Consider the following 19,504-nt stretch of genomic DNA (forward strand, 5'->3'; position numbering starts at 1 on the left):
GCGAAAACCCGGTCGATCCATTCGTCGGGGACGGACTCGTGGAACAGGTCGCCCATCGAATTGACGAAGATTTTGCGCGGGCGCCTCCAGCGCAGGGGCTCGGCGACCCCTGTGACCTGCGCGAACGCCAAAGCGACCTTGCCGGTCCAGACCGCGCCTGCGTTGCTCGGTTGAGTCAGGCCGGTATAGGGGCCATCGGGAACAGGCGTATCCGGCGACAGTTGTTTGCGCCATGACCCAACGCGCATCGCCTCAATCCGCGCGGCCTGCGCCATCGCGTAGCAGTTAGTGCAGGCGGGGCTGATGATGGAGCAGCCGACGATGGGGTTCCACGTCGCATCGGTCCAGTCGATCTTTGACTTGTCACCCATGGGCGTTCTCCTTCGCCCCTTCGGTGGCTGTGTTGGCGCGGGCGCGCGTGAAATCGTCCATGCGAAGACCGCACTTCTCCATCAGGTCATAATGATGGGGGTGGAGCATGTTCGGATCGCCGTAGTGGGTGCGGCCGTATTCCGACGCCGCAAGAGCGACAAAAACTCCAAGCTCCTCTCGGGCTTCGGCGCGTCCTTGTTCTTTGGCGGCCGCCACCGCATCCGCCAGCACGTCGGGCGCGGGCGCGGCGGGGCGAACGGCGTCGATGGCGTAGGCGGCGCAAAGTGCGCGTCTCGATAGCGACTCCTCAACCCCAGGAACGCTGCCGTAAAATACGTCTCGCCATGCCTTTATTGCTTCCTTGCTCGGCTCCGCGACCGGCGCGGCGGGGATTTCCTTGCGCTCTGATGCTTGAACCGAATAACAATGCTCCAAGATGCTCGTCATGTTTTCGATGGCTTCGCCTGCCGTGCTGACCCCGTTACTGATATTTTTCAGCCATTGCATCCCGCTGGTCGCCGCATCGGCCCATTCGTTTTGAGCATGGCTGCGCGGCGGCGCGGCGGCGCGCAGATACGGGAGGGCGGCGGCAATGGCGGCAGGCAGATCGGCCGCAATCTCATCCGTCACCATCTGCCAGTATGGCCATGGGGGCGTGTCGTCGTCGATGTGTGCGGTCGCGCCGGGGCCTGCCCACATTTCCTCGGGATCGATATTGCAGCGCTTGGCTATAGCGTAGCCAATGGCTTTGCGAGCGGCGTTGATCGCCTCGTCGGGAAGCGCAGTCATGCCGCGCCTCGCGTGAACTTGCCGGCCTCGGCGTCGTAGGACCAGATTTCGTCTACCCAGCTGTAAAAATTGAGCGTGTATGCGTTGCCGGGCGCAGCATTGATGTCGGCGTTCGCCACCAACTCGCTGACGCTGCCGCTCATCGTCTCGGGCTCGTCTTCGACCATGACGTAGTCGGCGCCTTCGGGCGCTGGCGGATCGCAGCGCCAATCGCCCTCTCGCGGAAAGGTCAATGTGGCATCCGGATAGGTGTAGAGCCGGAAAAAGGTGACAGCTAAGCCGTGCTTCAGCCCTAAATCCTCCGATGTTTCGTCATCGCCGTCGAGGTTTGGGTCGTTGTCAATCATGGCGCCGCCGTCCTTGCGGACAATCCAGTCATCCGGCGTCGGGCGCGGCGGCGGGGTGATTTCATCCACATAGACTTCCGGCACAACGCCGGCATCGGTTCCTCCAGTCATTGCGCGGCCCTTTCGACGGATTTCGCGTCACGATGCGTTTTCCAGTCGGCCAGACGCTGGGCGGCGTAGGACGCCTCGTCCGGCGACACGACGCCGCACGGCCGACCGTCCAGGCCGACGCGCGGCGCGCCCTCGATGACATTGCGGAGATAGGTCGGGCCGCTGCAGTAATCGCTGAGGGCGGCCGTCAGCCGGTGGAAGCCGATTTCCGGCAATTCCGTCATGATCTGCTTGGTGATCCCGATCGCGAGCGGCTTCTTGGAGCAACCACGGCCGGCGAAGGCGGTCGGCCATTTCGCGTGCAACAGGTCGCGGGCCGCATTGCATCGGGCTTTGGCGGTCTTGTTCATGGTCGGCCTCCTCAAGACATGCTGCGGGTGCGGCCCGTGCGGGCCAGATCGTCGAGGCGGTCATCGCGCGCGGACAGGCCGCATTGCGTGACGAAATACGCGAGCGCGGCGAAACAGGCGGCGACGCCTCCAAGCGCCGCGATCTTTGCGATGGCCAGGGCAGTGGTCATTGGGCAAACTCCTAGAAAAAGCTCATTTGAGCGGGTTCCGTCTTTCGGACGGGCTGGGCTTTGCGCTTTGTCGGCGCGGGAGCTGGGGGCGGAGGCGCGGCGACCATTTCGTGAGGAGGCTCGATAGGGTCGGGCTCGGGCGCGCTCTCCGATTTCATGATCGCAGGTTTCAGCGTCAGGCCGTCGCCGCCGATCGCGAGAGGGCCGACGCCGTCGCGCCGCCACATGCTGCGAAGCCCCCATTGGGTTTTGTCTTCGCAGATCACGAAGCCTTCCGACTGCTCGACGACGCGCAGCGAGGTCTGGCCGCTGGCCGGCGACCACGGCAGATCGGTCATGGCGCGGCCATCTTTTGCGCTTCAGCGAAAGCTTCAAAGGCTTCGCGATCGCCGTTGCAGCATGAGAAAGTCGGCCGGCACGGCCCGATGCGGACTCCGTAGTCGGCCTCGTAACGCAGCGACGCGGGGCCGATCTTCATTCCAGGGAATGTGAATGAAATAATGATCTGGCTATAGACCCAAGGGCCCCCAAGATGACCCCTCACATACGCGTGAGGACGAAGGTTCTGCGGTTCCACCAGCAGCTTGGCGTCCGGTAGTCGTTTCAACACCATTTCAGAGAACAGCTTAATTCCCTCGGCCTCCGCGCGCTTCCGCTGCGCGTCTTCCAGCCGATGCTTTAAGGCGTGCGACTTACAGCAGAAAATCAAGCTATGCTGCGACCCAACAACGCCAGAGATGGGAAGGCGCCGGTCATAGAGACTGTCCTCGTCGATCTTCTGACCGCAGTAGCTGCATTCGAACCACCAGCCGTTGGCGATCATTACGGAAGCCGGAACGATTCCCGTTTCCGCGAACTCGTCGGCCCATTTGGCGCGGCGACACGTCACTCCGTGGAACTCTCCGCCGTTGTATTCGTTGGCTCCTTCCCTGCGCGCAACAATCGCGTGCTTGGCGAAGACAATTCCGCCCGTTCCCTCGCAATCTTCTTGAACAGCATACGCTTTCATCCGCTTGCCGGACTTCGACATGGGGAAGCTCCTAAGGGCGAGAGGAAAGGCAGCCGGTCGCGAGGCGCTCCAGCCAGCGGACGCGGGCGAGATGGATCGTCGAGACGATGCCGGCCCCGCCTTGGTGCAGGCGTCCGACGTTTTCGCCGCGGTTGTTAAGATAGACGGTGCGCCATGCGACCGATTCGATACGCAGCGGCAGGGCGTCTTCGTTGCGGGCGCGCTTGGCGCAGGCTTTTTGCAAGGTGACGCTGTCTTTCATTGCGCCGCCTCCGCCGGTTGGACGTGGTCGGCAAGGTCAAGGTCGAGATAGAAAACGCCTTGGGCGACCCGCTTTTTGGCGATGCCGTAATCTTCAATGGCCTCGCCAAAGGCGCTCAGGTTGAGAGGCGTCACGCCCTCCAGGTCCATGCGGTTGAGATAGAGCGCATAGAGCGTCTTCGACTTGATCTTCGCGCCGGCCCGTTGGACGGTGAAGGTCTTGAGAAAATCGGCGAAGCTGTCGCGCTCGCCAGCCTGGCGCGCTTCGTCGGCGTCGATCGCGTCGGCCATGGCCTCGGCCGTGGTGCGCATGTCGCGCGGCTTTTCCGGGGGCGCGGCGCGCGGCGGGCACGCTTCCGCTAGCGTCGGCGGCAACCATGCAAAATCCGACGCCACCAGGGCGGCGCGCTTGGCGGCGTCGGCCTTTTTCATGCCGGCGACCTCGTTGGCGCTGGCTTGGCCTTCGGTGGCGCGGACGGCGTCGACCGCGGCTTGGCGCGTCGAGGCGTCGAAATAAGCCTGCGCGTCGAACTGCAGGAGCAGCTCGGTCCGCACGTCATAATCGCGCGCCACGCCGACCAGGAGCAGGCCGGCATTAAAATCAGTCAGCCTGCCGGTGTCGATCGCGGCGCCGACCAGCTCGCAAAAGGCGTCCATCAACTCGGCGTTGGTCGCCTCCGCGCAGATCGGCAGCGCCTGCGAAAAGCGGAGATCCGCGATCTTGATGTTGATCGGGTGCGTCGGCTTGAAGTTGCGCCGGGGGTGCAACGCCAGATCAATCGCCGCATCGACCCGGCTGAGACAGCCCATGGCGGCGACGGCATAGGTGAGCGCCAGAACCGGCCATGCCTGGACGCAGTTTTGCAGGGCGTGGTTGCAGGTTTCGTCCAGCACGGCGCGCGCGCCTTTGCGGAGCGGCTCGCCCTCGGGCTCTGGCGGCGGCGCCGGAGGGGTTGCCTTCGCGCGCTCGCGCGGCGGGGCGTCTTCTTCAAATTCGCCTTCGCCCTGGTCCTCGTCGTCGGTCGTCGCGAAGCCGCTCACGCGCAAAAGGTTTCGGGTGACGCCGATCTCGCCTTCCCAATTGAATTTTAGCAAGATGGCGCGCGAGGCGCGGGCGGCGGTCGGCACGGCGCGCAAGATGGCGCGCGTGACAATGGCGTCCAGTTCGGCGTTTTGCTCGTCGGTGCGCTGGTAATTATAGAGGGCGTCCAGCTCCTCGTGACGGGCGGCTTCTTCGGCGAAGTCGAACTCTTCGGCCACCTCGAATTCGTCATCGTCAATCGTGTTAAAAAAATACAGGCCCCAGCCTTCCTCGGCGCAGATGCGGTCAGCCTCGGCGGTAAGTTTTTCGTCCACGAGCTGGCGCACGATCGCGCCATCAAGAGCGTAGGATTGATCCTCGAAGAATTGCTCTTCGAGCCGTCCGCCGGCGGCGGCATAAGCTTCGGCGCCGATTAACTTCATCTCGCGGCTGTCGAGGCGGAAACAATCACGGCGAAGCTCGGAGCGGATGCTTTCGGTGTAGAACGCGCGTTCCTTCCGACATTTCTTGAACAGCGCGGTCTGCGCCTCGACACTCTCCGACGCCGAAAAAGCCTTGGCGACGCCGGCCTCAATCTCGCCCTTCCGCCAAGCGTCGCGCACGATGGGGGCGAGCCGGCCCAGGCGCAGACGCTCCTGGACGAAGCGCACGCCCTTGCCGGTCTCACGGGCGATGCGCGCGGCGTCAAAGCCGTGCTTCTCCTGCAGTTCGACGAAGCGTTCGAACTCATCCACCGGATGCAAATCGCTGCGCTGGACGAAGGAAATCAGCGAGGCCTCGGCCGCCTCGGCGTCCGTGCCCTCGAACCAGACGACGGGCATCGTTCCGACGCGCTTGACGCGCAAGGCATCGGCGGGATCGATTTCGTCCGTCAGCTCACGGACCACGCCCCAACGGCTGCCGCCGTCGAGAACATTGATGCTGTCGCCTTCGCGGCGCACCAGGAGGGGCTGGATCACGCCCTTTTCGGCAATGCTGGCTTTCAGCTCGGCGCGCGCCTCGGGCTTGAGCGGGCTCGTGCGCGCGTTGCAGGGAGATATGCCGGCGATCTCGTCGACATGAAGATGGGTCGGGTTGATCATGTGCGCCTCACGCGGCGCGCAGGTTGGGCGTGAGGTTCAGCACCGTGAGGTCCGCGACGGATAGCGCGAAAGAGATCGACTGGACGCAATCCTGCGCCTCGCGCAGCGCGGCGCGCAGCGTGGCCAGATCTTCAGCGCTGGCGGCGCGGCGGAGATCGGCGAGCTTGGCGAGAAGTTCGGCGGGAGCCGTCGACAGTTCCTCGGCGATTGAGCCGAGATATTCGAACCCGGCGGCATTGGTGAACGGGGCAGCGTTCATGATTGGCTCCTAGTCTGGGGAAAGAGAGTGGCGTCGCCGTTCGGGAGAGTGACGGCGACGCCGTCCGCGCCTTGAAAGCGGCGGCGCGGAAGTCAGGCGACGGCGTTGAAGCGGAACGCGCTCACGGCGGCGGGGCCGAGCCGTTCGATGACCGCAAACGGCCATCCGGCTTCGGCCAAGTCGTACAGTTCGACGAAGGTCCGCCGCGCGGCGATGGCTTCGAGGTCTTCGAGCATGCGCTCGCGGATGGTTTCGGGGTGGCGCATTTCCGTGCGCGGCACGGGCCAGACGGGGCCGGCTTCGGTGACCTTGCAGGCCTCGTATTTCAGGGCGGCGGCGTCGCGGCGGAAGAAGCCGTCGATGCGGGACAATTCATTGGAGAGAATGAGCATGGCGATCCTCATCGGCGCGGGCTGCGCTGATGAAGGTTAAGGATATGTGGAAAATGTTCCACGTCAAGCTGACATGGAAAATATTCCATTAAGGATGGACGTAGCGCGGTCGGCTTATATGGCGAAGTTTGGCGGCGTGCGGTGCCAGCCAATCAGCGTCTCAATGTCCACGAGCACGAGTTTGCGCGACATGGCGGCGGAGGCTCTGGCGTCAGTCGTAAAAGTGGATGTTGTGACGATATAGCCGCGCGTCGCCTCGTTCTCTTCGATTACGCCCTTGAATTCTCTGACAGTCGGCGCGCCAACCTTGTTGTCCGGTGCGTAGCGTTTGCATTGAATGACGAACATGTCTTCGCCACGCACTGCAAAGCCGTCCGCGCCGTGGTCGCCGGTTGGCTTTGTGTTCCAAGCTTTCAGGCCGGCGCGGCCGAAAAAATGAACGACGTGACCTTCGAATACGAACGGGTCCATCGTGTATAGCGCCCGACGTAGGCCGTCAGCGTCATCCGGAACATCGGCACGGCGCGGCGCGCGGGGTTCGTTGCGCATCGCCATACGGGTTTGTTCGTTGTATCTACGCGCCATTTCGGCCCGAAGGATCATGTCGACCATCTGCAGGATTTGATCGCGGTCGGCTGGGCTTTTTGCGACGGCTTCAAGAATTGACGCGATGCCTGCGCTTCCGATGAACATGAGAAGCAGTGCTGGTGCGCCAACGGCGCTCCCAAAAGCAGCAATGCCGACGCCCTGGCCAGCGAGGAACGGCGCAGCCGCGATGGTGGCGGGAAGCGCGATCTTAACCGAAAGGGGAAGATTCGAGGCCCGATAATTGCGCAAAGTCGCACTCACGCCGCCTATAACCGATTTCGCGACGGCTGAATGATCGACCATCGCGTTGATTTCTCGAATTTTCTCAGGAGTCGAACGAGAAGACGCCAAGGCGCCGCGAGCGTTGGCCAACCATTCCACGATGGCGGCGCGGTCCTGTGCGCTTGAGACGCCATTAATTGCACGGGCGACCTGCGCGACCAACCATTGCCGAACTGGATTGGCGACGTTCCCAAAATTCAATTTGAAATCCATTGCGATCACTCTGTGCAAAATTTTGATTTAGGCCGACTTCTTGCGGGGTGCCGGCTCTTGGCGCGCGCGCGCGCTCACAACGCCCAAATATCGGTACGCGGCTAGAAGCGTCGTGACCTCGGGCGCCGCATTAATAGATTCAAGCATCCACTGATCGCCGCCGCCGATGGGGCGTAAAATCTTCAAAAGGCGACGGCCGTCTTGGGCTTGTACTACCGCAAGGTGGTTTGCCAGCTCGGCCGGCCGGCGCGGCACATTTTCGAACAAGACGAAATCGCCGTCGAAAAAGCGAGGGTATTGCGAATCGCCGCAAACCTGCAGCGCCTGAATATTTTCGACGCCCTGCAACTCAACGGTTTCAAGCGTTGTCCAAGAGGTTGGGTCGCTGAAGTCCTCCACGATCGCGCCGGCGCCAACGAGCCCAGCCACCGGAATGCTGGCTTGCAGCCAACTATGGTTGTGCGGAGTGCCCCTGGGATTGTCAGGCTTAACGGCCTCGACGCCGAACGCCAGCCAAATGGGCGACGTCTGCAGCCCGACAGAAAGCCGTTCGATGGTTTCGAGCGTCGGAGAATGTTCCGCCTTTTTCAGTAACTTGGACAACGTCCATTCGCTGAGGCCCGAAGCGAGAGAAATTGCGCGCAGCGACACGGGTTCGCCACGTTCAATTTCCATTTCGGCAAGCCTTTGCCGTATGCGCCCGCGGACATCGATCACGCATGGATTATTATCCACACCTGCGGCTAGCCGAAGTGGAACGTGTTCCATTGACAGGTGTGGAAAATGTTCCATATTCTCCGCTCATGGAACCGTTAACCAATTTGCTCGCCCTCGCCACCGCTTATGCCGCTCACACCGGTTTGAGCGAGAGCACAGTGTCGCGTCTCGTCCTCAAAAACGGCAGTCGGCTGCGCGAATTACGTGAGGGTGGCGATATCGGCGTCCGGCGTGTCGACGCCGGATTGACGTGGTTTAGCGCCCATTGGCCCGACGGCGTTGACTGGCCTGCCGGCGTGCCGCGCCCCTACTTGCCTTCAAAAGGAACATGACATGAGCATTGCCGTCAGAGATTGGGCCGAAAAGCAGACAGTCGGCGGCCCGGACAAGAAGCTGCTGTTGTTGCAATTGGCTAATTTTTGCAACGCTTCCGGCGAGTGCTGGCCTACGCTGGCGTCTCTTTCGGCGCTGACCGAAATGTCGGAAGACAGTGTCCGGCGCGGTCTGGCCGCTCTGGAGGAAAAGGGCCTGATCTCCCGCCGCTCTCACGATGGCAGGGACCTTATCGTTGTGCTCGCCGATACGATTTGTCGGGAGCGCCGAGACGCGTTGCAGTCGCCGCACGTCGCCGCCGTTTTCGTCAAAGTCGATACCGATGCTTGGCGCGCGTGGAAACAGCACCTTGCTGCCCGCGGCGAAGATATGCCGACGCCGATTCGGCGCGCGGGCGACGGCGGTTCCATCGAAGGCTGGTTCTTCGACACGCTGTTCCCGCCGGCCCAACAGCAATCGAACGGATAGGGCGACGACGCGTGGCGGTGAGGACCTTAGCCGGAAGCCTTGGCGAACAGGCGGCGCGCTTCGAGCGTAGCCGCTTCCACGGCGCGTTCCAGCGCATAGGCGCCGTCGACGCCGGGAAGGCGCGTTTTGGTGGCGCGCGTTTCCACGACAACCCCGCCATCGTCCTGCGGGATCAGGCGAATGCCATAGGCCTCAAGCTTCAGTGTTTCGTCTGCTCTGATCTTGTCCAGATCGTCCATCTTCGTGGTCTCTTTCGTCACCGGGGATCGCGTTGGCTCTATGTGGTTGATTCGCGCCACCATCATAGAGCGGCCCGTTCGGCTTGGTTGAGGCCGAACGGGCCATTTCCGTTTTCGACCTCGGCGCGCCTGCCCGCGCGCTTCGGTCATCTCCTCCGCAAGTGCTTTCCCAAACAACCGCTTCCGATGGCTTCAACATGCCATCGGAGCGTTTCCTGTGAATGGAAAAAGTTTTACCTCGGGAGGTAAAAAAATGGACGCCGTCGAACAGGCGCAAAGCTGGGCTTCGTTCCTGGTCAAATCCGAGTATCGCGGCCCCGGCGATTTGCCGAACGCCATGCGGCGGGTCGCGGCGCGCATCGGCGTCTCCTACTCCACAATCCGGAAGCTGCGTTACGCGCCGCCGGAAGACGTCTTCGCCTCGGTTTTTTTGAAGTTGAGCGCCGCCTACGAGGCGGAGTTGCGGCGCCAGCAGAATGCGCTCGCTCATGAGTTGGAAATCGCACAGCGGACCCGGCCTGATTCGATGCTGGTTCGCGCGAGTGCTGCTTTGGCTGGATCGGCTGTTTCATCGAGCGCCGCGTCCAGGCCGTGACAAGTAAGCGTCCCGATTTCCGGGGCGTTGCATCGTGTTGGTTCGTTCCGGTTTCGAGTTTGTGCCTGCGTTTCTTGCGTATCTCCTCCCGCGTTCGGTCGGCGCGGGAGGAGTTTTTGCGCCCAACGCCCACCTGCCCAGGCGGAAAATCCCATGTCCAACACTGCAAAAGCGCGCCCCGCGCCGCTCTATCGCACGCCCGCTGATCTCGCCGCCACGCTGAAGCGCGCGCGCCGCGCGGTCGCCGCTGAGATCGCCGCGACCCATTCTGCGGCGGAGAAGATCGCGGGGTTGGTGAACCGCCTGCAAAAGCGCGCCGCAGCGGGGCTGTGATGGCGAAGCCAAAGGGCGCGGGCGCCGTCATGGCGTCGAAACGCGCGAAAATATCCGATGGCCAGCCGTGGCAGAATTTCGAACTGTTCCCGACGCCGCCATGGGCGACGCGGGCGTTCGTTCGGCATGTGCTGCCGATCGTCGAGCCCGGCGCGCTGGCGTTGCTTGAGGCCTACGATCCGTGCACTGGGCTTGGCCACATGACGGCCGTGCTGCGCGAAGCCTTCGGCCGCGTCCGCGCAACCGATATTTTCGACTATGGCTTCGAGCTGCTTGATGGCGTCTATGATTTTCGCGACGCTCCGGAGGATATCAAGCCGGATTGGATTGTCACGAATCCGCCGTTTGGCCTCGCGACCGATTTGCTTGAAGAGGCGTTGAAGCGCGCGCAACGCGGCGTGGCCTTCCTGCTTCGGCAGGCCTGGGCGGAAAGCGATGATCGCGACGCGGCGATTTTTTCCGGCGATCTGCGGCCAACGCTGGTCGCGCCCTATGCCGAACGCGTGGCCATGTGCGAGGGCGGCTGGGACCCGGCCGCGAGCACGGCGACGGCCTACGCTTGGTTCGTCTGGCGCGTCGAGAACGGCCGCATCGTGCGGTTGATCGACCGGCCCCGGATGTGGGCGCAATTCATGATCCCGTATGGCCAGAAAGTTGCGCTCACGCGTGAGGGCGACCGGCGGCTCGCAGCGCGATTTGTGGCGGGCTGGGTTCCGCCGTCGACGCTGAAGAAAGCGGGAAAACAACAGCGGGATATGGCGGAGGTGTGGGCGTGAGTATCAGTGCTGTTTCCTGGGCCAAGCGCCAGCGTACGGGCTCGCCGGCGCTCAAGGCGCTGCTCTACACCATTGCCGATTACGCGGACCAGAAGGGCTGTTCCTGGCCGTCTTTGGATGTGATGTCGCGCGAGAGCGAGCAATCCGTCGCCAGCGTCGGGCGCGGCCTTAGATCGCTTGCCGCACTCGGCCTGATCTATCGTCCAAAACAGTCGCGCATCGCCGATGGGCGGCACGCCGGCGCCTATCGTGCTGGCCAAATCTTCATCCTCATGGATGACTTTTGCCGGGCCGAAGCGATGAAATGGGGCTTCGACCCGAACGAAAATTCATCCGAGAAAATTGGCGATGATGAAAGCGCGCCAGTTCAAGGCGATCACGCCGCGACCGATGCTCAAATTGACGAACGGCGTGAAGCCGGCGCAAGTGAAAACAACGACTTAACCCAGGGGGAAAACCCCACCCGTTCGTCAAATTGCGCAACGGCTGAAACCGGCGGGGAAAGCGCCGATTTGACGAACGGGCGGTTCGTCACTGGTGAGCAACGGCATAAGAAGCATGAACAGTCACCTATTAACCTTGTTCCCCCCAAAGCCCCCCGTTCATCATCATCGCAGGATGCGGCCTTGGACGAAGGATCATGGCTTGGCGAATGGGAGCGGCTGAAGGCGCTCTACCCAGTGGCGAGCGATGAAGTGCTGGATCGGGCTCGCAATCGGTTTCGTGACCTGTCGCCAGTGGACAGGGCCGTCGCGCTCAAGGCTGCGGCCAACTATGTCCAGGCCAAGCGAGCGGCGAAAATGCCGCCGATGTCGCTTCGCAATTTTTTGCACCCGGACAGTTTCCGAGCCTGGGAGAACAAAACCTGCGGCGACAAAGTGTTCGTGATCCGTGACACCGATGCGTGGCGCGCGTGGGTTTCGTATTCGGGCCGTAGCTTTCCGCCGTTTAAGCGCATCGTTGACGGTAAGCCAGTCGAGGGGTGGTTTTTCAACTCGCTCTATCCGCCGTCGCGCGCGCTGGCGCAGAACGTCGCAAGATGAACGTGATTTTATGTTTGTGTTTCAGGAGATTGGCGATGAAGGCGAAGGCGGGCGAAGGCAAGAAAATTCAGGCGCGGCGCGTGGCGGAGCGGCCCTCTGGTGTGGCGTGGTACGTCGCGGATGTTTTCGACAACCGCGAGAAGGTGGCGGCGCAGGCGCTGAAGCTCAAAGGTTTCCGCGTATTCGCCCCCACCAGATCGCGCGTCGCCACCCATGCCCGGCGCATCGAACTGCGCGAGGATGCGCTATTCCCTGGGTACATTTTCGTCGGCGTTCCGGCCGGCGCTGACATGAGCGAGGCGCGCCACGCCGATTATGTCGAGGGCCTTGTGGGTCGGCCTGACCCGGTCGAACTCGACGCCGACGTTATCGCCAAGTTCGCGCGAGCTTGCGCCCTCGGCGAGTTTGACACGCTTCCGCAGCCGCGCCGCGCTGGCAAGCCGTTTGAGATCGGTGATGAAGTTGTGGTCAAGGACGGGCCGTTCGCCGGGGCTAAAGCGCTCGTGCAACAATTCCGTCGCGGTGGCGCGGCTGAGCTGCTGCTCGACTTCTTCGGGCAAAAGCGCGCCGTTGTTTTGCGCGACGTGGCTCGCGTGGTTGAGTTGGCCTAAAAGTTATTCACAGCAAAAAATGCGAGTCATTCTGCGGCATTGCGCGGTCGGACCCCGGTTCGGCCGCGCTTCGCGTTGCGTCAGCCTTGTTGACCAGCACCGCGGTTAGGGCTTAGCCATTGCACATCAGGACGGCGTTTCACCCGTCCTGCGCAGCTATGGAAGAACCGGCTGCGCGGCGCTTCAAAAACAATCAGGAAAACAAAGCGTTGGACGCTTCTCGCCTTATCGCAGAGCGCGAAAAGACGCACGGCTCGTTTGCCGTTCAGGCGCGCGTGGCGCAGCTCATTAAGGCCGCCATTCGCGAGGGGCTGGAAGGCCGTGAGGTTGAGCTTCCTGCCGCGCAGCAAGAAGCGCTCGATCTGATTGCCACCAAGATGGGCCGCATTGTCGCGGGCGATGCTGGGTTTAAGGACCACTGGGACGATATCCAGGGGTACGCCCGCCTGGGCCGTGGCGCGTGAAGCGCCCGACGCAATGGCGTCCGCCGTCCGCGCCGCCGCCGACCGAGGTCCGACGCTGCTTCGATGCGGAGCGGCGCAAGCGGGAACCCTGGCGCAACTGGTACAAACTTGCGGTGTGGCAACGTGCGCGGATGGTGCAGCTGCAACGCCAGCCCCTATGTGAGCGGTGCTTGGCTCAGGGGATCGTCGAGGCGGCAACCGTCGTCAATCACCACAAGGCGCACAAGGGCGACTGGTCGTTGTTTATCAGCTCCGCCAACCATGAGTCGGTATGCAAGCGCTGCCATGACAGCGTGATCCAGTCGGAAGAAAAATCCTCGTAACCCCAGGGGGTGGGGGGCGGTCGAAAGTTCAACGGCCCCCCCTCCCGGACCGGTTATCTAACGTCGGATTTTTCGCCGCGAAATTCCGAGAATGTTTTTTTTTGAGGCAAAACAGCATGCGCGGTCGCGTTCCTAATCCAGCTGCGCAAATTGCGAAGGGAAATCCCGGAAAGCGCCTGACCAAGGCGCAAAAGATTTTGGCGGAGGCCAACGAGTGCGCCGAGGCTCTCGCGCCGTCGATCGTCGCTGGCCTGACGGTCGCGCCGCCGAAGCTTCTGGAAAGATTCCCGGCCGCGATGCGGTTTTGGAAAGAGTACGCGCCGGCGCTCGAAAAGATGCGGTCGCTTCAGCCGGCGGACGCGCCGCGATTCGCCATGCTGTGCATGGCCTATGGCCAGTGGGTCGAAGCCATCCGGCATTTGCGCGACGAAGGCTGCGTCCATTCGGTCAAGACGGTCTCCGGCGACAAAATGAAGCGTCTGTCGCCGTGGGTCGCAATTGAGAAACTGCGCTTCGATCAATGCCAGGAGCTGTTCGAACAGTTCGGCTTCGGCGCCATGGACCGCGCCAAACTGATGCGCGATCGCGCGGCGCTTCCGCCAGGTGCTTGGAGCGCGGGTGGCGAGCACGATTCGCCGGACAAGGATCGACCCGACCGCCCGGCGCAGAACTCGCCGGTCGGCTCCATGGACTTGCTCGATAGCGCCCCGCCGGGCGCGGCTGTGAACTGAGGCGGCAGGGCTCGAATGATCGCGGCGCAGAGTGAAACCGCCGCGTCACCCTCGGCGCCGACCGATTGGCCGGAACCGGATTGGATTACGGCGGCGGCTAATCGCGGCTGGAGCTGGGCGCGCATCGCATGGGCGAGAGCGGCGGCGCAGCCCGGGGCGTGGTTCGATTACGGCAAGGCGGACGCGGTTGTCGCGCGCTGGCCCGGTTGGTTCAAGCTCACCAACGACCGGTTTTATGACACGCCGTTCCGGCTCAACCCCTGGCAGGAGATCATTGTCCGGCTGCTGATCGGCTGGAAAATCCCGGAAGACGACATTGATCCGGCGACTGGGCAGGCCCGCAAGGTCCATATCCGCCTGTTCCGCCAGCTGCGCCTGTGGATCGCGCGCAAAGGCGGCAAGACGGAATTCCTCGCCGCCCTGGCGCTGCTATTCTTCGTGTTCGAGAAGGTCCCCGGCGCCGAAGGCTACGTCTTCGCCAAGGACGAAGAGCAGGCCCGAGTCCTGTTCAAGAAAATGGGCGTGATGGTCGGGCTGAACCCGCAGCTCGCCAGCCGCGCCGAAGTCTACAAGCGGTCGATCTACGTCCCCGAAATCGACGGCTCCATTCACCTGCTGTCCGGAACGCCAGGCGGCAAACACGGCAAAGGACCAACCGTCGTCTGTGGCGACGAAATGCACGAATGGACGTCAACCGACGTCGCCGACACGCTGCGCCAAGGCATGGGCGCGCGCCTGCAGCCGATCGAACTCTACGCATCAACCGCCGGTCTCAAGACCAACCCGACGGGCATGCAGCTTTGGGACGAAAGCCAACAGATCCTCGACGGCCGCGCGGAACAGCCTTCGACGCTCGTTGTCATCTTCGCGGCTGATCCCGACGACGACCCCTTCGACGAAGCAACCTGGGCGAAGGCGAACCCCTCGCTTGGCCTCACGCCAACCCTTCGTTTCATGCGGCAGGAAGCCGCGCTGGCGAAAGGTAACCCGCGCAAGGAAGCGCACTTTCGCTGTTATCATCTGAACCAATGGGTCGACGCCACGATCCGCTGGCTCCCGAGCGCGAAATGGAACGCCTGCGCGCCGGATCGTGACGCCTGGAAGCGTTATCCGTCCGAAATGAAGGACCGCAAATGCGTCGGCGCCTTCGACGTCTCGGCGACGCAGGACCTAACCGCCCTCGTTTGGCTGTTCGATGGTGATGACGGCCGCAAAATCCTGGTCCCGCGCTTCTGGTGTCCCGAAGATAAGCTGCTGGAGCGCGCGAAAAACTCACGCCTGCCCTGGGAAAAGTGGCGCGATATCGGCGCGATCGAAACAACGCCCGGCGACTTTGTCGACCAGGGCTTCGTTCAAAAGGCGATCGAAGAGGGCTTCGCGGAATACGACGTCGAGAAGCTCGGCCGTGACAGGGCTTTTCGCTTTCGCCAATCCGCAAGTGGCGTCGCCCACCACGCTCGGGTTGGTCAAAACCGGCGCAGGTTTTTCCGCCGCCGCTGACGGGACGCTGTCGGCGCGGATCGCGACAACGTCGCAAGTCGGCGTGGTCAAAGCGGGGGTTACCGCCAATATTGCCGCCGACGGAACGCTCGCTGACGCCGTGGGTTTCCGCAACCGGCTTCGGAACGCCTCCTTCGCCATCAATCAGCGCGGCGTGAGCGGGACCGTCACGCTGGCGGCCGGCGCCTATGGCCACGACGGCGTCAAGGCGGGCGCGGCGGGCGCGGCCTATACGTTTTCGACAAGCGGGATCGACACGACGATCAACAACGCCTCTGGCTCGATCATTTTGCCCATCGAAGCGGGAATGATTGAGGGCGGCGTGTTCGTCTTTTCTCATGCCGGAACGGCTCAGGCGCGCGTATGGCAGGGGGCAGGTACGACAGGATCAGGCGCTTATGCCTCAGCGCCCTTTACAGTGACGCTCACCGCCGGGGTCCAAACCAATGTCGAGTTTTCGACCGGGACCATCCTGCGCCCGCAACTTGAGCCTGGATCGACGGCGACCGTCTTCGAGCGCCGCCCCCCAAATGTCGAATTGGCGATGTGCAAGCGTTTCTACCAGGCTCTGGTGACTGGGCAGATGATTGCGATCGCGAACAGCGCATCAACCGTGCTCATGACGGGAGGGCTGCCGGTCGCTATGCGCGCCATACCTAACGCCGCGCTGCTCACAACCTCGCTCGCGTCATCCTCCTACACCCTTTATTCGGGCGGCGCATGGATCGGCGCGTCATCAATGGCGATCACGGTGCCTGGCACGGCGGCTGAAAATTACTGGCTCGTCATTTCGGGCTTTTCTGGCCTGACAATTGGGGCGCTCGTCATGGGCAACGGTAGCGCCGCCCTGATGTCGTTCAGCGCCGAGATTTAATTCCCGGCGCGTCGCGCCACCCCACCAAGGACAATCCAATGTTAAAACGACTCGCTTTCGCGGGCGCGATGGCGCTCGCCCTATCGTCTGCCGCCCTCTGCGCTGACGTGTCGTTTTCCGTCGGCTCAGGACAAACCAAAGTCCTCAAGGACGCCGGCGACGGCACCTATGTCGATCGGACCTTTGACGTCTCCTACGCGACGCGCCTGGGCGTCTACTCGCAGATCACGGTGACCACGACGGCGACGACGCTCAATGCGTTGCTCGCAGCCGCCAACGCCTCCAATTCGACGGCGTTTCCGCTAACGGCCGCGCCGAGTTGGGCGACTGCCGTTTATGTCACGCCCTCGGCATTGGGCTCCGGGGTGAGTGTTCGCTATCGCTGCGATGGCGTCGCGCCCACGGCGGCGCTCGGGGAACCAATCCAGGCCGGCCAGTCGTGGCCGCTCGCTGGTCCTGCCGGCGCGATCGGGGGCGCCTGCCAGTTCGTCAGCGCCACGGGCGCCGCTGTGACCGTTGACCTCGGATTCCGGGGCTGACCATGGCGATCATGCGCAATCTCTGCAAAGCCTTGTGCTTTGCCCTCGCCCTCCTTCTCGCGGCGCAAACTCCGTCCGGCGCCGGGCCGGCCGTGCCCTCCGCGCCGCCGGGTGTCTCCTCGCCGGCGAACGCCATCCCCGGTGTTTACAATTTTGACCCGGCGTTGCTGCCTCGCGCCCGTGCCGCGTTTGCGCGCGTGCGCTCCGGGACCGGCCGCGCGATCATCGCCACGCTCGGCGACTCCACATGGGCGGGCATCGGAGCCGGGGCGACCAGCGATCACAATCTGCAGGGCGCGCGGCAGCACACGGTCGCGTGGATCACGTCCAACATCCTAAACGGGCGTGGCATCCCGTCGACGCCCGACGCTGTTTTCAGCAACGGCGCTGTCTCGACCACGGCGGCCTCCTGGCAAATGTACAACCCGGCCGTCGTCGTGGGTTCGGGCTGGGTGATATCGAGCCAGACGACCGCTGGCGGCTATCTCTGGCAGAATGGCACGACCACCGGGACGGCCCTGTCGGTCACGACCACGCAGCCCGCCAACACCTGCGACGTCTATTACGCCAATACCAATGTGGCGCAATTCACGCTCGATCTGGATGGCGGCGCGGCGGTCACGGTCAATGTGACATCTTCCGGCGCGAGCCTGCTCAAGGCGAGCATTACTGGAACCGACGCGGTCCACACCCTCAATATCAAGCGGACGGGAGCAAGCGGAAACGTCTTCATCGGCGCCATCGATTGCTACAGCACGGCGACGTACCGGGCCGCGATCTGGAACATGGGCATCGGCGGCAGCCAGACCAGCACATGGATCAACGCGGCGTCGTCGTGGTCGCCGCTCACCGCGCTCGGGACCTATGCGCCCGATCTCACTATCATCAATCTCGGCATCAATGATGAGGGCTACAGCGTCGCGCCGGCCGTCTATGCCGCCAATCTCCAAACCATCATCAACACCGCAAAACTATCCGGCGATGTCATCCTGATCATGCACCACAGTTGCTCGGGGCATGAAACGCAGGAGCCGGCGACCTATGCGGCGCTGCGGCAACTCGCGGCCAACAACAATGTCCCGCTGGTCGATTTCCGTGCGCGGCTCGGGTCCTATACGGCGGCGTCCGGCAATGGACAGATGTACGACGGGTTGCACGCGACCGGCCTGGGCTATGCCGATGAGGCCGCCATGATCGCGGACCTGCTCTCGCGGCTGTGAACCTCACTCTTTCATAACAGGACTCATCAAAATGACCTTCCTGATCACCCCGCGCGGGTTCACCGCGGCGGAGTTCGCGGCCTATTGCTCCGGCCTCAGATGGGCCAAGGGCTGGAGGCCGTCCTTCGTCACCTTGCACAACACCGGCGCGCCGAACCTGGCGCAATGGCTCCACTTCGGCCTCGGCAAAGCCCAGGGCGTCCAGCGCGTGCGCAACCTCAATGCCTATTATCAGCGGCTTGGGTGGCATTCCGGCCCGCACCTGTTTGTCGCTCCGGATTTTATCTGGCTCGCCTGCGATCTGGAGGCGGATGGCGTTCACGCCAGCTGTTTCAACCGCACTTCGATCGGCGTCGAAATGGTCGGCGACTATGCCAGCGACGCCTTCGACAGCGGCGACGGCACCAAGGTCCGCGATAATGCCGTGGCGGCCGTGGCGGCAATTTATGGCGCGCTGCGCGTCAAGCCGGACAGCCTGCGGTTCCACCGCGAGTGTCTGAAAGATCATCACGCCTGCCCTGGCGCGCACGTCGACAAGGCGGATTTCATCGCGCGCGTGGCGCAAGCGATGGGCGCGGCCGGCGCCGCCGCCTGATCAAAGGATCCGCGCCGGGCGGTTCCCGGCAAATCACAAACGGAAATCTCATGAAAATCTCCACCACCCTTCGCGGGGCGGCGTTGGCGTATGCCGTTGCCGTCGTTCTCGTCGCCTCGGGCCTCGCTCCGGCGTATGCCGCCGACACCGCCGCCACGACCGTCGTCATTCCGTGGGGCGATTGGCTGTCGTCGCTGCTCGCGTCGGTCGCCTCGCTCGCGATCGCGCTGCTGTCCTTCGTCGTCGCCAAATGGGCGCCGGCCTATGTCAAGGTGCTGCTGACCGACGACCTGATCAGCAAGGCGGTCAACTATGGCTTCGGCGCCGTCGAGGGCGCGGTCGCCGGCAAGACGCTGTCGCTCTCGACCACCAATCTGGTCCTGGCCGCCGCCGAACAATATGCCGTGTCGTCCGCGCCCGCGATCTCGAAGTGGCTCGGCGCCAACCTGCGCCCGCTGATCCTCGCCAAGCTCTCGGCCCTCGGCGTCGTCCCGGCTGACGCGACTGCCGAGGCCACCGGCGCGGCGGTCGCCGCGAAATGACCGACGCCGCTGCGCGCCTCCAGGCCGTCGATGCGCTCGTCAAGCGGTTCGAAAGCCTCAATCTGCAAAAGCTGGTTGCGGCCATAGGCGCCGCGGTCAAGCATCCGACCGCATCTGGCGTGATCGAAGCTCTGGAGGAGGGCGCGGCGGACGGCGCGGCGATTGCGGCGCTCATTCCGGGCGGGGCGGCGGTCGCCGCCGAACTCGGCCTCGCCGCTACGGTGCTGGGCCTGCTCGACGAGGCGGTCAAACTGACTGCGCTCGCGCCGGACTTCGGCGCGCGGCTCGCTTCGGCCGGCGTCCATGTGCCGGCGCTGATCGCCGTCCGCCACGG

At 63.4% G+C, this 19,504-nt stretch carries 31 protein-coding genes; 17 read left to right on the top strand and 14 right to left on the bottom strand.

Going from position 1 to position 19,504, the window contains the following annotated elements; all coding sequences use genetic code 11:
• The 13 genes from CFB24_RS20260 to CFB24_RS20315 form a co-directional block, all read right to left on the bottom strand.
• Nucleotides 1–371: DUF5131 family protein (locus CFB24_RS20260; RefSeq protein ID WP_141098531.1), on the bottom strand; the 371-nt coding region annotated here is incomplete at its 3' end.
• Nucleotides 364–1,161: a hypothetical protein gene (locus CFB24_RS20265; protein ID WP_088522449.1), complete on the bottom strand. Its 798-nt coding sequence runs from the start codon at nt 1,159–1,161 to the stop codon at nt 364–366. The genes CFB24_RS20265 and CFB24_RS20260, both read right to left, overlap by 8 nt.
• Entirely contained in the window at nt 1,158–1,619 is a 462-nt protein-coding gene (locus CFB24_RS20270) for a hypothetical protein (protein ID WP_088522450.1), read from the bottom strand. Before CFB24_RS20270 ends, CFB24_RS20265 begins: the two co-directional genes overlap by 4 nt.
• Nucleotides 1,616–1,969 carry a ProQ/FINO family protein gene (locus CFB24_RS20275; RefSeq protein ID WP_088522451.1) on the bottom strand — a complete coding sequence of 118 codons (354 nt, stop codon included), beginning with the start codon at nt 1,967–1,969 and terminating at the stop codon, nt 1,616–1,618. Before CFB24_RS20275 ends, CFB24_RS20270 begins: the two co-directional genes overlap by 4 nt.
• A gap of 11 nt (nt 1,970–1,980) precedes the next feature.
• The gene (locus CFB24_RS23225; protein ID WP_158255350.1) at nt 1,981–2,139 is read right to left on the bottom strand and encodes a hypothetical protein; all 159 of its coding nucleotides are present in this window, start codon (nt 2,137–2,139) and stop codon (nt 1,981–1,983) included.
• Nucleotides 2,140–2,150: 11 nt separating this feature from the next.
• Nucleotides 2,151–2,477, bottom strand: a complete 327-nt coding sequence (locus CFB24_RS20280) for a hypothetical protein (protein WP_088522452.1) — start codon at nt 2,475–2,477, stop codon at nt 2,151–2,153.
• On the bottom strand, nt 2,474–3,169 hold the full coding sequence (locus tag CFB24_RS20285; protein WP_088522453.1) for a hypothetical protein: 696 nt from the start codon (nt 3,167–3,169) through the stop codon (nt 2,474–2,476). Before CFB24_RS20285 ends, CFB24_RS20280 begins: the two co-directional genes overlap by 4 nt.
• A gap of 10 nt (nt 3,170–3,179) precedes the next feature.
• Complete coding sequence (locus tag CFB24_RS20290) at nt 3,180–3,410, bottom strand: hypothetical protein (RefSeq protein ID WP_088522454.1); 231 nt, start codon at nt 3,408–3,410, stop codon at nt 3,180–3,182.
• A complete protein-coding gene (locus CFB24_RS20295; RefSeq protein WP_088522455.1) occupies nt 3,407–5,533 on the bottom strand; it encodes a ParB/RepB/Spo0J family partition protein in 2,127 nt (708 codons plus the stop codon). The genes CFB24_RS20290 and CFB24_RS20295 overlap by 4 nt, the downstream gene beginning before the upstream one ends.
• 7 nt (nt 5,534–5,540) lie before the next feature.
• The gene (locus CFB24_RS20300) at nt 5,541–5,792 is read right to left on the bottom strand and encodes a hypothetical protein (RefSeq protein ID WP_088522456.1); all 252 of its coding nucleotides are present in this window, start codon (nt 5,790–5,792) and stop codon (nt 5,541–5,543) included.
• A 92-nt stretch (nt 5,793–5,884) separates the two neighbouring features.
• Complete coding sequence (locus CFB24_RS20305) at nt 5,885–6,184, bottom strand: hypothetical protein (protein ID WP_141098532.1); 300 nt, start codon at nt 6,182–6,184, stop codon at nt 5,885–5,887.
• A gap of 114 nt (nt 6,185–6,298) precedes the next feature.
• Nucleotides 6,299–7,267 (bottom strand): restriction endonuclease, encoded by a 969-nt coding sequence (locus tag CFB24_RS20310; RefSeq protein WP_088522458.1) that lies wholly within the window; start codon nt 7,265–7,267, stop codon nt 6,299–6,301.
• A 27-nt stretch (nt 7,268–7,294) separates the two neighbouring features.
• Nucleotides 7,295–7,984 carry a hypothetical protein gene (locus CFB24_RS20315; protein WP_170133769.1) on the bottom strand — a complete coding sequence of 230 codons (690 nt, stop codon included), beginning with the start codon at nt 7,982–7,984 and terminating at the stop codon, nt 7,295–7,297.
• 2 nt (nt 7,985–7,986) lie between these two features.
• On the opposite strand from CFB24_RS20315, the gene CFB24_RS22770 reads away from it, so the two are divergent.
• Nucleotides 7,987–8,316, top strand: a complete 330-nt coding sequence (locus tag CFB24_RS22770; RefSeq protein ID WP_141098533.1) for a hypothetical protein — start codon at nt 7,987–7,989, stop codon at nt 8,314–8,316.
• A 1-nt stretch (nt 8,317) separates the two neighbouring features.
• On the top strand, nt 8,318–8,785 hold the full coding sequence (locus tag CFB24_RS20320; RefSeq protein ID WP_088522460.1) for a helix-turn-helix domain-containing protein: 468 nt from the start codon (nt 8,318–8,320) through the stop codon (nt 8,783–8,785).
• A 26-nt stretch (nt 8,786–8,811) separates the two neighbouring features.
• On the opposite strand, the gene CFB24_RS20325 is transcribed toward CFB24_RS20320, so the two are convergent.
• On the bottom strand, nt 8,812–9,024 hold the full coding sequence (locus tag CFB24_RS20325; protein WP_111390750.1) for a hypothetical protein: 213 nt from the start codon (nt 9,022–9,024) through the stop codon (nt 8,812–8,814).
• Between the two features lie 253 nt (nt 9,025–9,277).
• On the opposite strand from CFB24_RS20325, the gene CFB24_RS20330 reads away from it, so the two are divergent.
• The 15 genes from CFB24_RS20330 to CFB24_RS20400 all read left to right on the top strand — a co-directional run.
• Nucleotides 9,278–9,619, top strand: coding sequence for a hypothetical protein (locus CFB24_RS20330; RefSeq protein WP_088522462.1), 342 nt, complete (start codon nt 9,278–9,280; stop codon nt 9,617–9,619).
• Between the two features lie 153 nt (nt 9,620–9,772).
• Nucleotides 9,773–9,952 (top strand): hypothetical protein, encoded by a 180-nt coding sequence (locus CFB24_RS20335; protein ID WP_088522463.1) that lies wholly within the window; start codon nt 9,773–9,775, stop codon nt 9,950–9,952.
• 29 nt (nt 9,953–9,981) lie between these two features.
• Nucleotides 9,982–10,728: a DNA methyltransferase family protein gene (locus CFB24_RS20340; protein ID WP_146090266.1), complete on the top strand. Its 747-nt coding sequence runs from the start codon at nt 9,982–9,984 to the stop codon at nt 10,726–10,728.
• Nucleotides 10,725–11,771, top strand: a complete 1,047-nt coding sequence (locus CFB24_RS22775; RefSeq protein ID WP_158255351.1) for a helix-turn-helix domain-containing protein — start codon at nt 10,725–10,727, stop codon at nt 11,769–11,771. Before CFB24_RS20340 ends, CFB24_RS22775 begins: the two co-directional genes overlap by 4 nt.
• 35 nt (nt 11,772–11,806) lie before the next feature.
• Complete coding sequence (nusG, locus tag CFB24_RS20350; protein ID WP_158255352.1) at nt 11,807–12,382, top strand: transcription termination/antitermination protein NusG; 576 nt, start codon at nt 11,807–11,809, stop codon at nt 12,380–12,382.
• Nucleotides 12,383–12,540: 158 nt separating this feature from the next.
• Nucleotides 12,541–12,846, top strand: coding sequence for a hypothetical protein (locus tag CFB24_RS20355; protein ID WP_088522467.1), 306 nt, complete (start codon nt 12,541–12,543; stop codon nt 12,844–12,846).
• Entirely contained in the window at nt 12,843–13,169 is a 327-nt protein-coding gene (locus CFB24_RS23450) for an HNH endonuclease (protein ID WP_206605509.1), read from the top strand. Before CFB24_RS20355 ends, CFB24_RS23450 begins: the two co-directional genes overlap by 4 nt.
• A gap of 197 nt (nt 13,170–13,366) precedes the next feature.
• Nucleotides 13,367–13,900, top strand: coding sequence for a P27 family phage terminase small subunit (locus tag CFB24_RS20365; RefSeq protein WP_158255353.1), 534 nt, complete (start codon nt 13,367–13,369; stop codon nt 13,898–13,900).
• A gap of 15 nt (nt 13,901–13,915) precedes the next feature.
• Nucleotides 13,916–15,400, top strand: coding sequence for a terminase large subunit domain-containing protein (locus CFB24_RS20370; protein ID WP_088522470.1), 1,485 nt, complete (start codon nt 13,916–13,918; stop codon nt 15,398–15,400).
• A complete protein-coding gene (locus tag CFB24_RS20375; protein ID WP_088522471.1) occupies nt 15,339–16,274 on the top strand; it encodes a hypothetical protein in 936 nt (311 codons plus the stop codon). Before CFB24_RS20370 ends, CFB24_RS20375 begins: the two co-directional genes overlap by 62 nt.
• A gap of 38 nt (nt 16,275–16,312) precedes the next feature.
• Nucleotides 16,313–16,813, top strand: coding sequence for a hypothetical protein (locus CFB24_RS20380; RefSeq protein ID WP_111390753.1), 501 nt, complete (start codon nt 16,313–16,315; stop codon nt 16,811–16,813).
• 2 nt (nt 16,814–16,815) lie between these two features.
• Complete coding sequence (locus CFB24_RS20385; RefSeq protein ID WP_088522473.1) at nt 16,816–18,033, top strand: SGNH/GDSL hydrolase family protein; 1,218 nt, start codon at nt 16,816–16,818, stop codon at nt 18,031–18,033.
• A gap of 31 nt (nt 18,034–18,064) precedes the next feature.
• Complete coding sequence (locus CFB24_RS20390; RefSeq protein WP_088522474.1) at nt 18,065–18,628, top strand: peptidoglycan recognition protein family protein; 564 nt, start codon at nt 18,065–18,067, stop codon at nt 18,626–18,628.
• 50 nt (nt 18,629–18,678) lie between these two features.
• Nucleotides 18,679–19,170 (top strand): hypothetical protein, encoded by a 492-nt coding sequence (locus CFB24_RS20395; protein WP_088522475.1) that lies wholly within the window; start codon nt 18,679–18,681, stop codon nt 19,168–19,170.
• On the top strand, nt 19,167–19,504 hold a 338-nt coding region (locus tag CFB24_RS20400; protein ID WP_141098534.1), incomplete at its 3' end, for a hypothetical protein. The genes CFB24_RS20395 and CFB24_RS20400, both read left to right, overlap by 4 nt.

Origin of the sequence: Rhodoblastus acidophilus (assembly GCF_900187365.1) — a bacterium.
Classification (GTDB): domain Bacteria; phylum Pseudomonadota; class Alphaproteobacteria; order Rhizobiales; family Beijerinckiaceae; genus Rhodoblastus; species Rhodoblastus acidophilus.

What these genes read in the sequence shown, in the direction of transcription:
- CFB24_RS20280 (WP_088522452.1), bottom strand. Translation starts at nt 2,477, where the DNA reads ATGACCGATCTGCCGTGGTCGCCGGCCAGCGGCCAGACCTCGCTGCGC.
- CFB24_RS20335 (WP_088522463.1), top strand. Translation starts at nt 9,773, where the DNA reads ATGTCCAACACTGCAAAAGCGCGCCCCGCGCCGCTCTATCGCACGCCC.
- CFB24_RS20265 (WP_088522449.1), bottom strand. Translation starts at nt 1,161, where the DNA reads ATGACTGCGCTTCCCGACGAGGCGATCAACGCCGCTCGCAAAGCCATT.
- CFB24_RS20300 (WP_088522456.1), bottom strand. Translation starts at nt 5,792, where the DNA reads ATGAACGCTGCCCCGTTCACCAATGCCGCCGGGTTCGAATATCTCGGC.
- CFB24_RS23225 (WP_158255350.1), bottom strand. Translation starts at nt 2,139, where the DNA reads ATGACCACTGCCCTGGCCATCGCAAAGATCGCGGCGCTTGGAGGCGTC.
- CFB24_RS20320 (WP_088522460.1), top strand. Translation starts at nt 8,318, where the DNA reads ATGAGCATTGCCGTCAGAGATTGGGCCGAAAAGCAGACAGTCGGCGGC.
- nusG (WP_158255352.1), top strand. Translation starts at nt 11,807, where the DNA reads ATGAAGGCGAAGGCGGGCGAAGGCAAGAAAATTCAGGCGCGGCGCGTG.
- CFB24_RS20340 (WP_146090266.1), top strand. Translation starts at nt 9,982, where the DNA reads ATGGCGTCGAAACGCGCGAAAATATCCGATGGCCAGCCGTGGCAGAAT.
- CFB24_RS20285 (WP_088522453.1), bottom strand. Translation starts at nt 3,169, where the DNA reads ATGTCGAAGTCCGGCAAGCGGATGAAAGCGTATGCTGTTCAAGAAGAT.
- CFB24_RS22770 (WP_141098533.1), top strand. Translation starts at nt 7,987, where the DNA reads ATGGATTATTATCCACACCTGCGGCTAGCCGAAGTGGAACGTGTTCCA.
- CFB24_RS20305 (WP_141098532.1), bottom strand. Translation starts at nt 6,184, where the DNA reads ATGCTCATTCTCTCCAATGAATTGTCCCGCATCGACGGCTTCTTCCGC.
- CFB24_RS20325 (WP_111390750.1), bottom strand. Translation starts at nt 9,024, where the DNA reads ATGGACGATCTGGACAAGATCAGAGCAGACGAAACACTGAAGCTTGAG.
- CFB24_RS20380 (WP_111390753.1), top strand. Translation starts at nt 16,313, where the DNA reads ATGTTAAAACGACTCGCTTTCGCGGGCGCGATGGCGCTCGCCCTATCG.
- CFB24_RS20390 (WP_088522474.1), top strand. Translation starts at nt 18,065, where the DNA reads ATGACCTTCCTGATCACCCCGCGCGGGTTCACCGCGGCGGAGTTCGCG.
- CFB24_RS20270 (WP_088522450.1), bottom strand. Translation starts at nt 1,619, where the DNA reads ATGACTGGAGGAACCGATGCCGGCGTTGTGCCGGAAGTCTATGTGGAT.
- CFB24_RS20330 (WP_088522462.1), top strand. Translation starts at nt 9,278, where the DNA reads ATGGACGCCGTCGAACAGGCGCAAAGCTGGGCTTCGTTCCTGGTCAAA.
- CFB24_RS20295 (WP_088522455.1), bottom strand. Translation starts at nt 5,533, where the DNA reads ATGATCAACCCGACCCATCTTCATGTCGACGAGATCGCCGGCATATCT.
- CFB24_RS20275 (WP_088522451.1), bottom strand. Translation starts at nt 1,969, where the DNA reads ATGAACAAGACCGCCAAAGCCCGATGCAATGCGGCCCGCGACCTGTTG.
- CFB24_RS20290 (WP_088522454.1), bottom strand. Translation starts at nt 3,410, where the DNA reads ATGAAAGACAGCGTCACCTTGCAAAAAGCCTGCGCCAAGCGCGCCCGC.
- CFB24_RS20355 (WP_088522467.1), top strand. Translation starts at nt 12,541, where the DNA reads ATGGAAGAACCGGCTGCGCGGCGCTTCAAAAACAATCAGGAAAACAAA.
- CFB24_RS20370 (WP_088522470.1), top strand. Translation starts at nt 13,916, where the DNA reads ATGATCGCGGCGCAGAGTGAAACCGCCGCGTCACCCTCGGCGCCGACC.
- CFB24_RS20385 (WP_088522473.1), top strand. Translation starts at nt 16,816, where the DNA reads ATGGCGATCATGCGCAATCTCTGCAAAGCCTTGTGCTTTGCCCTCGCC.
- CFB24_RS20395 (WP_088522475.1), top strand. Translation starts at nt 18,679, where the DNA reads ATGAAAATCTCCACCACCCTTCGCGGGGCGGCGTTGGCGTATGCCGTT.
- CFB24_RS20310 (WP_088522458.1), bottom strand. Translation starts at nt 7,267, where the DNA reads ATGGATTTCAAATTGAATTTTGGGAACGTCGCCAATCCAGTTCGGCAA.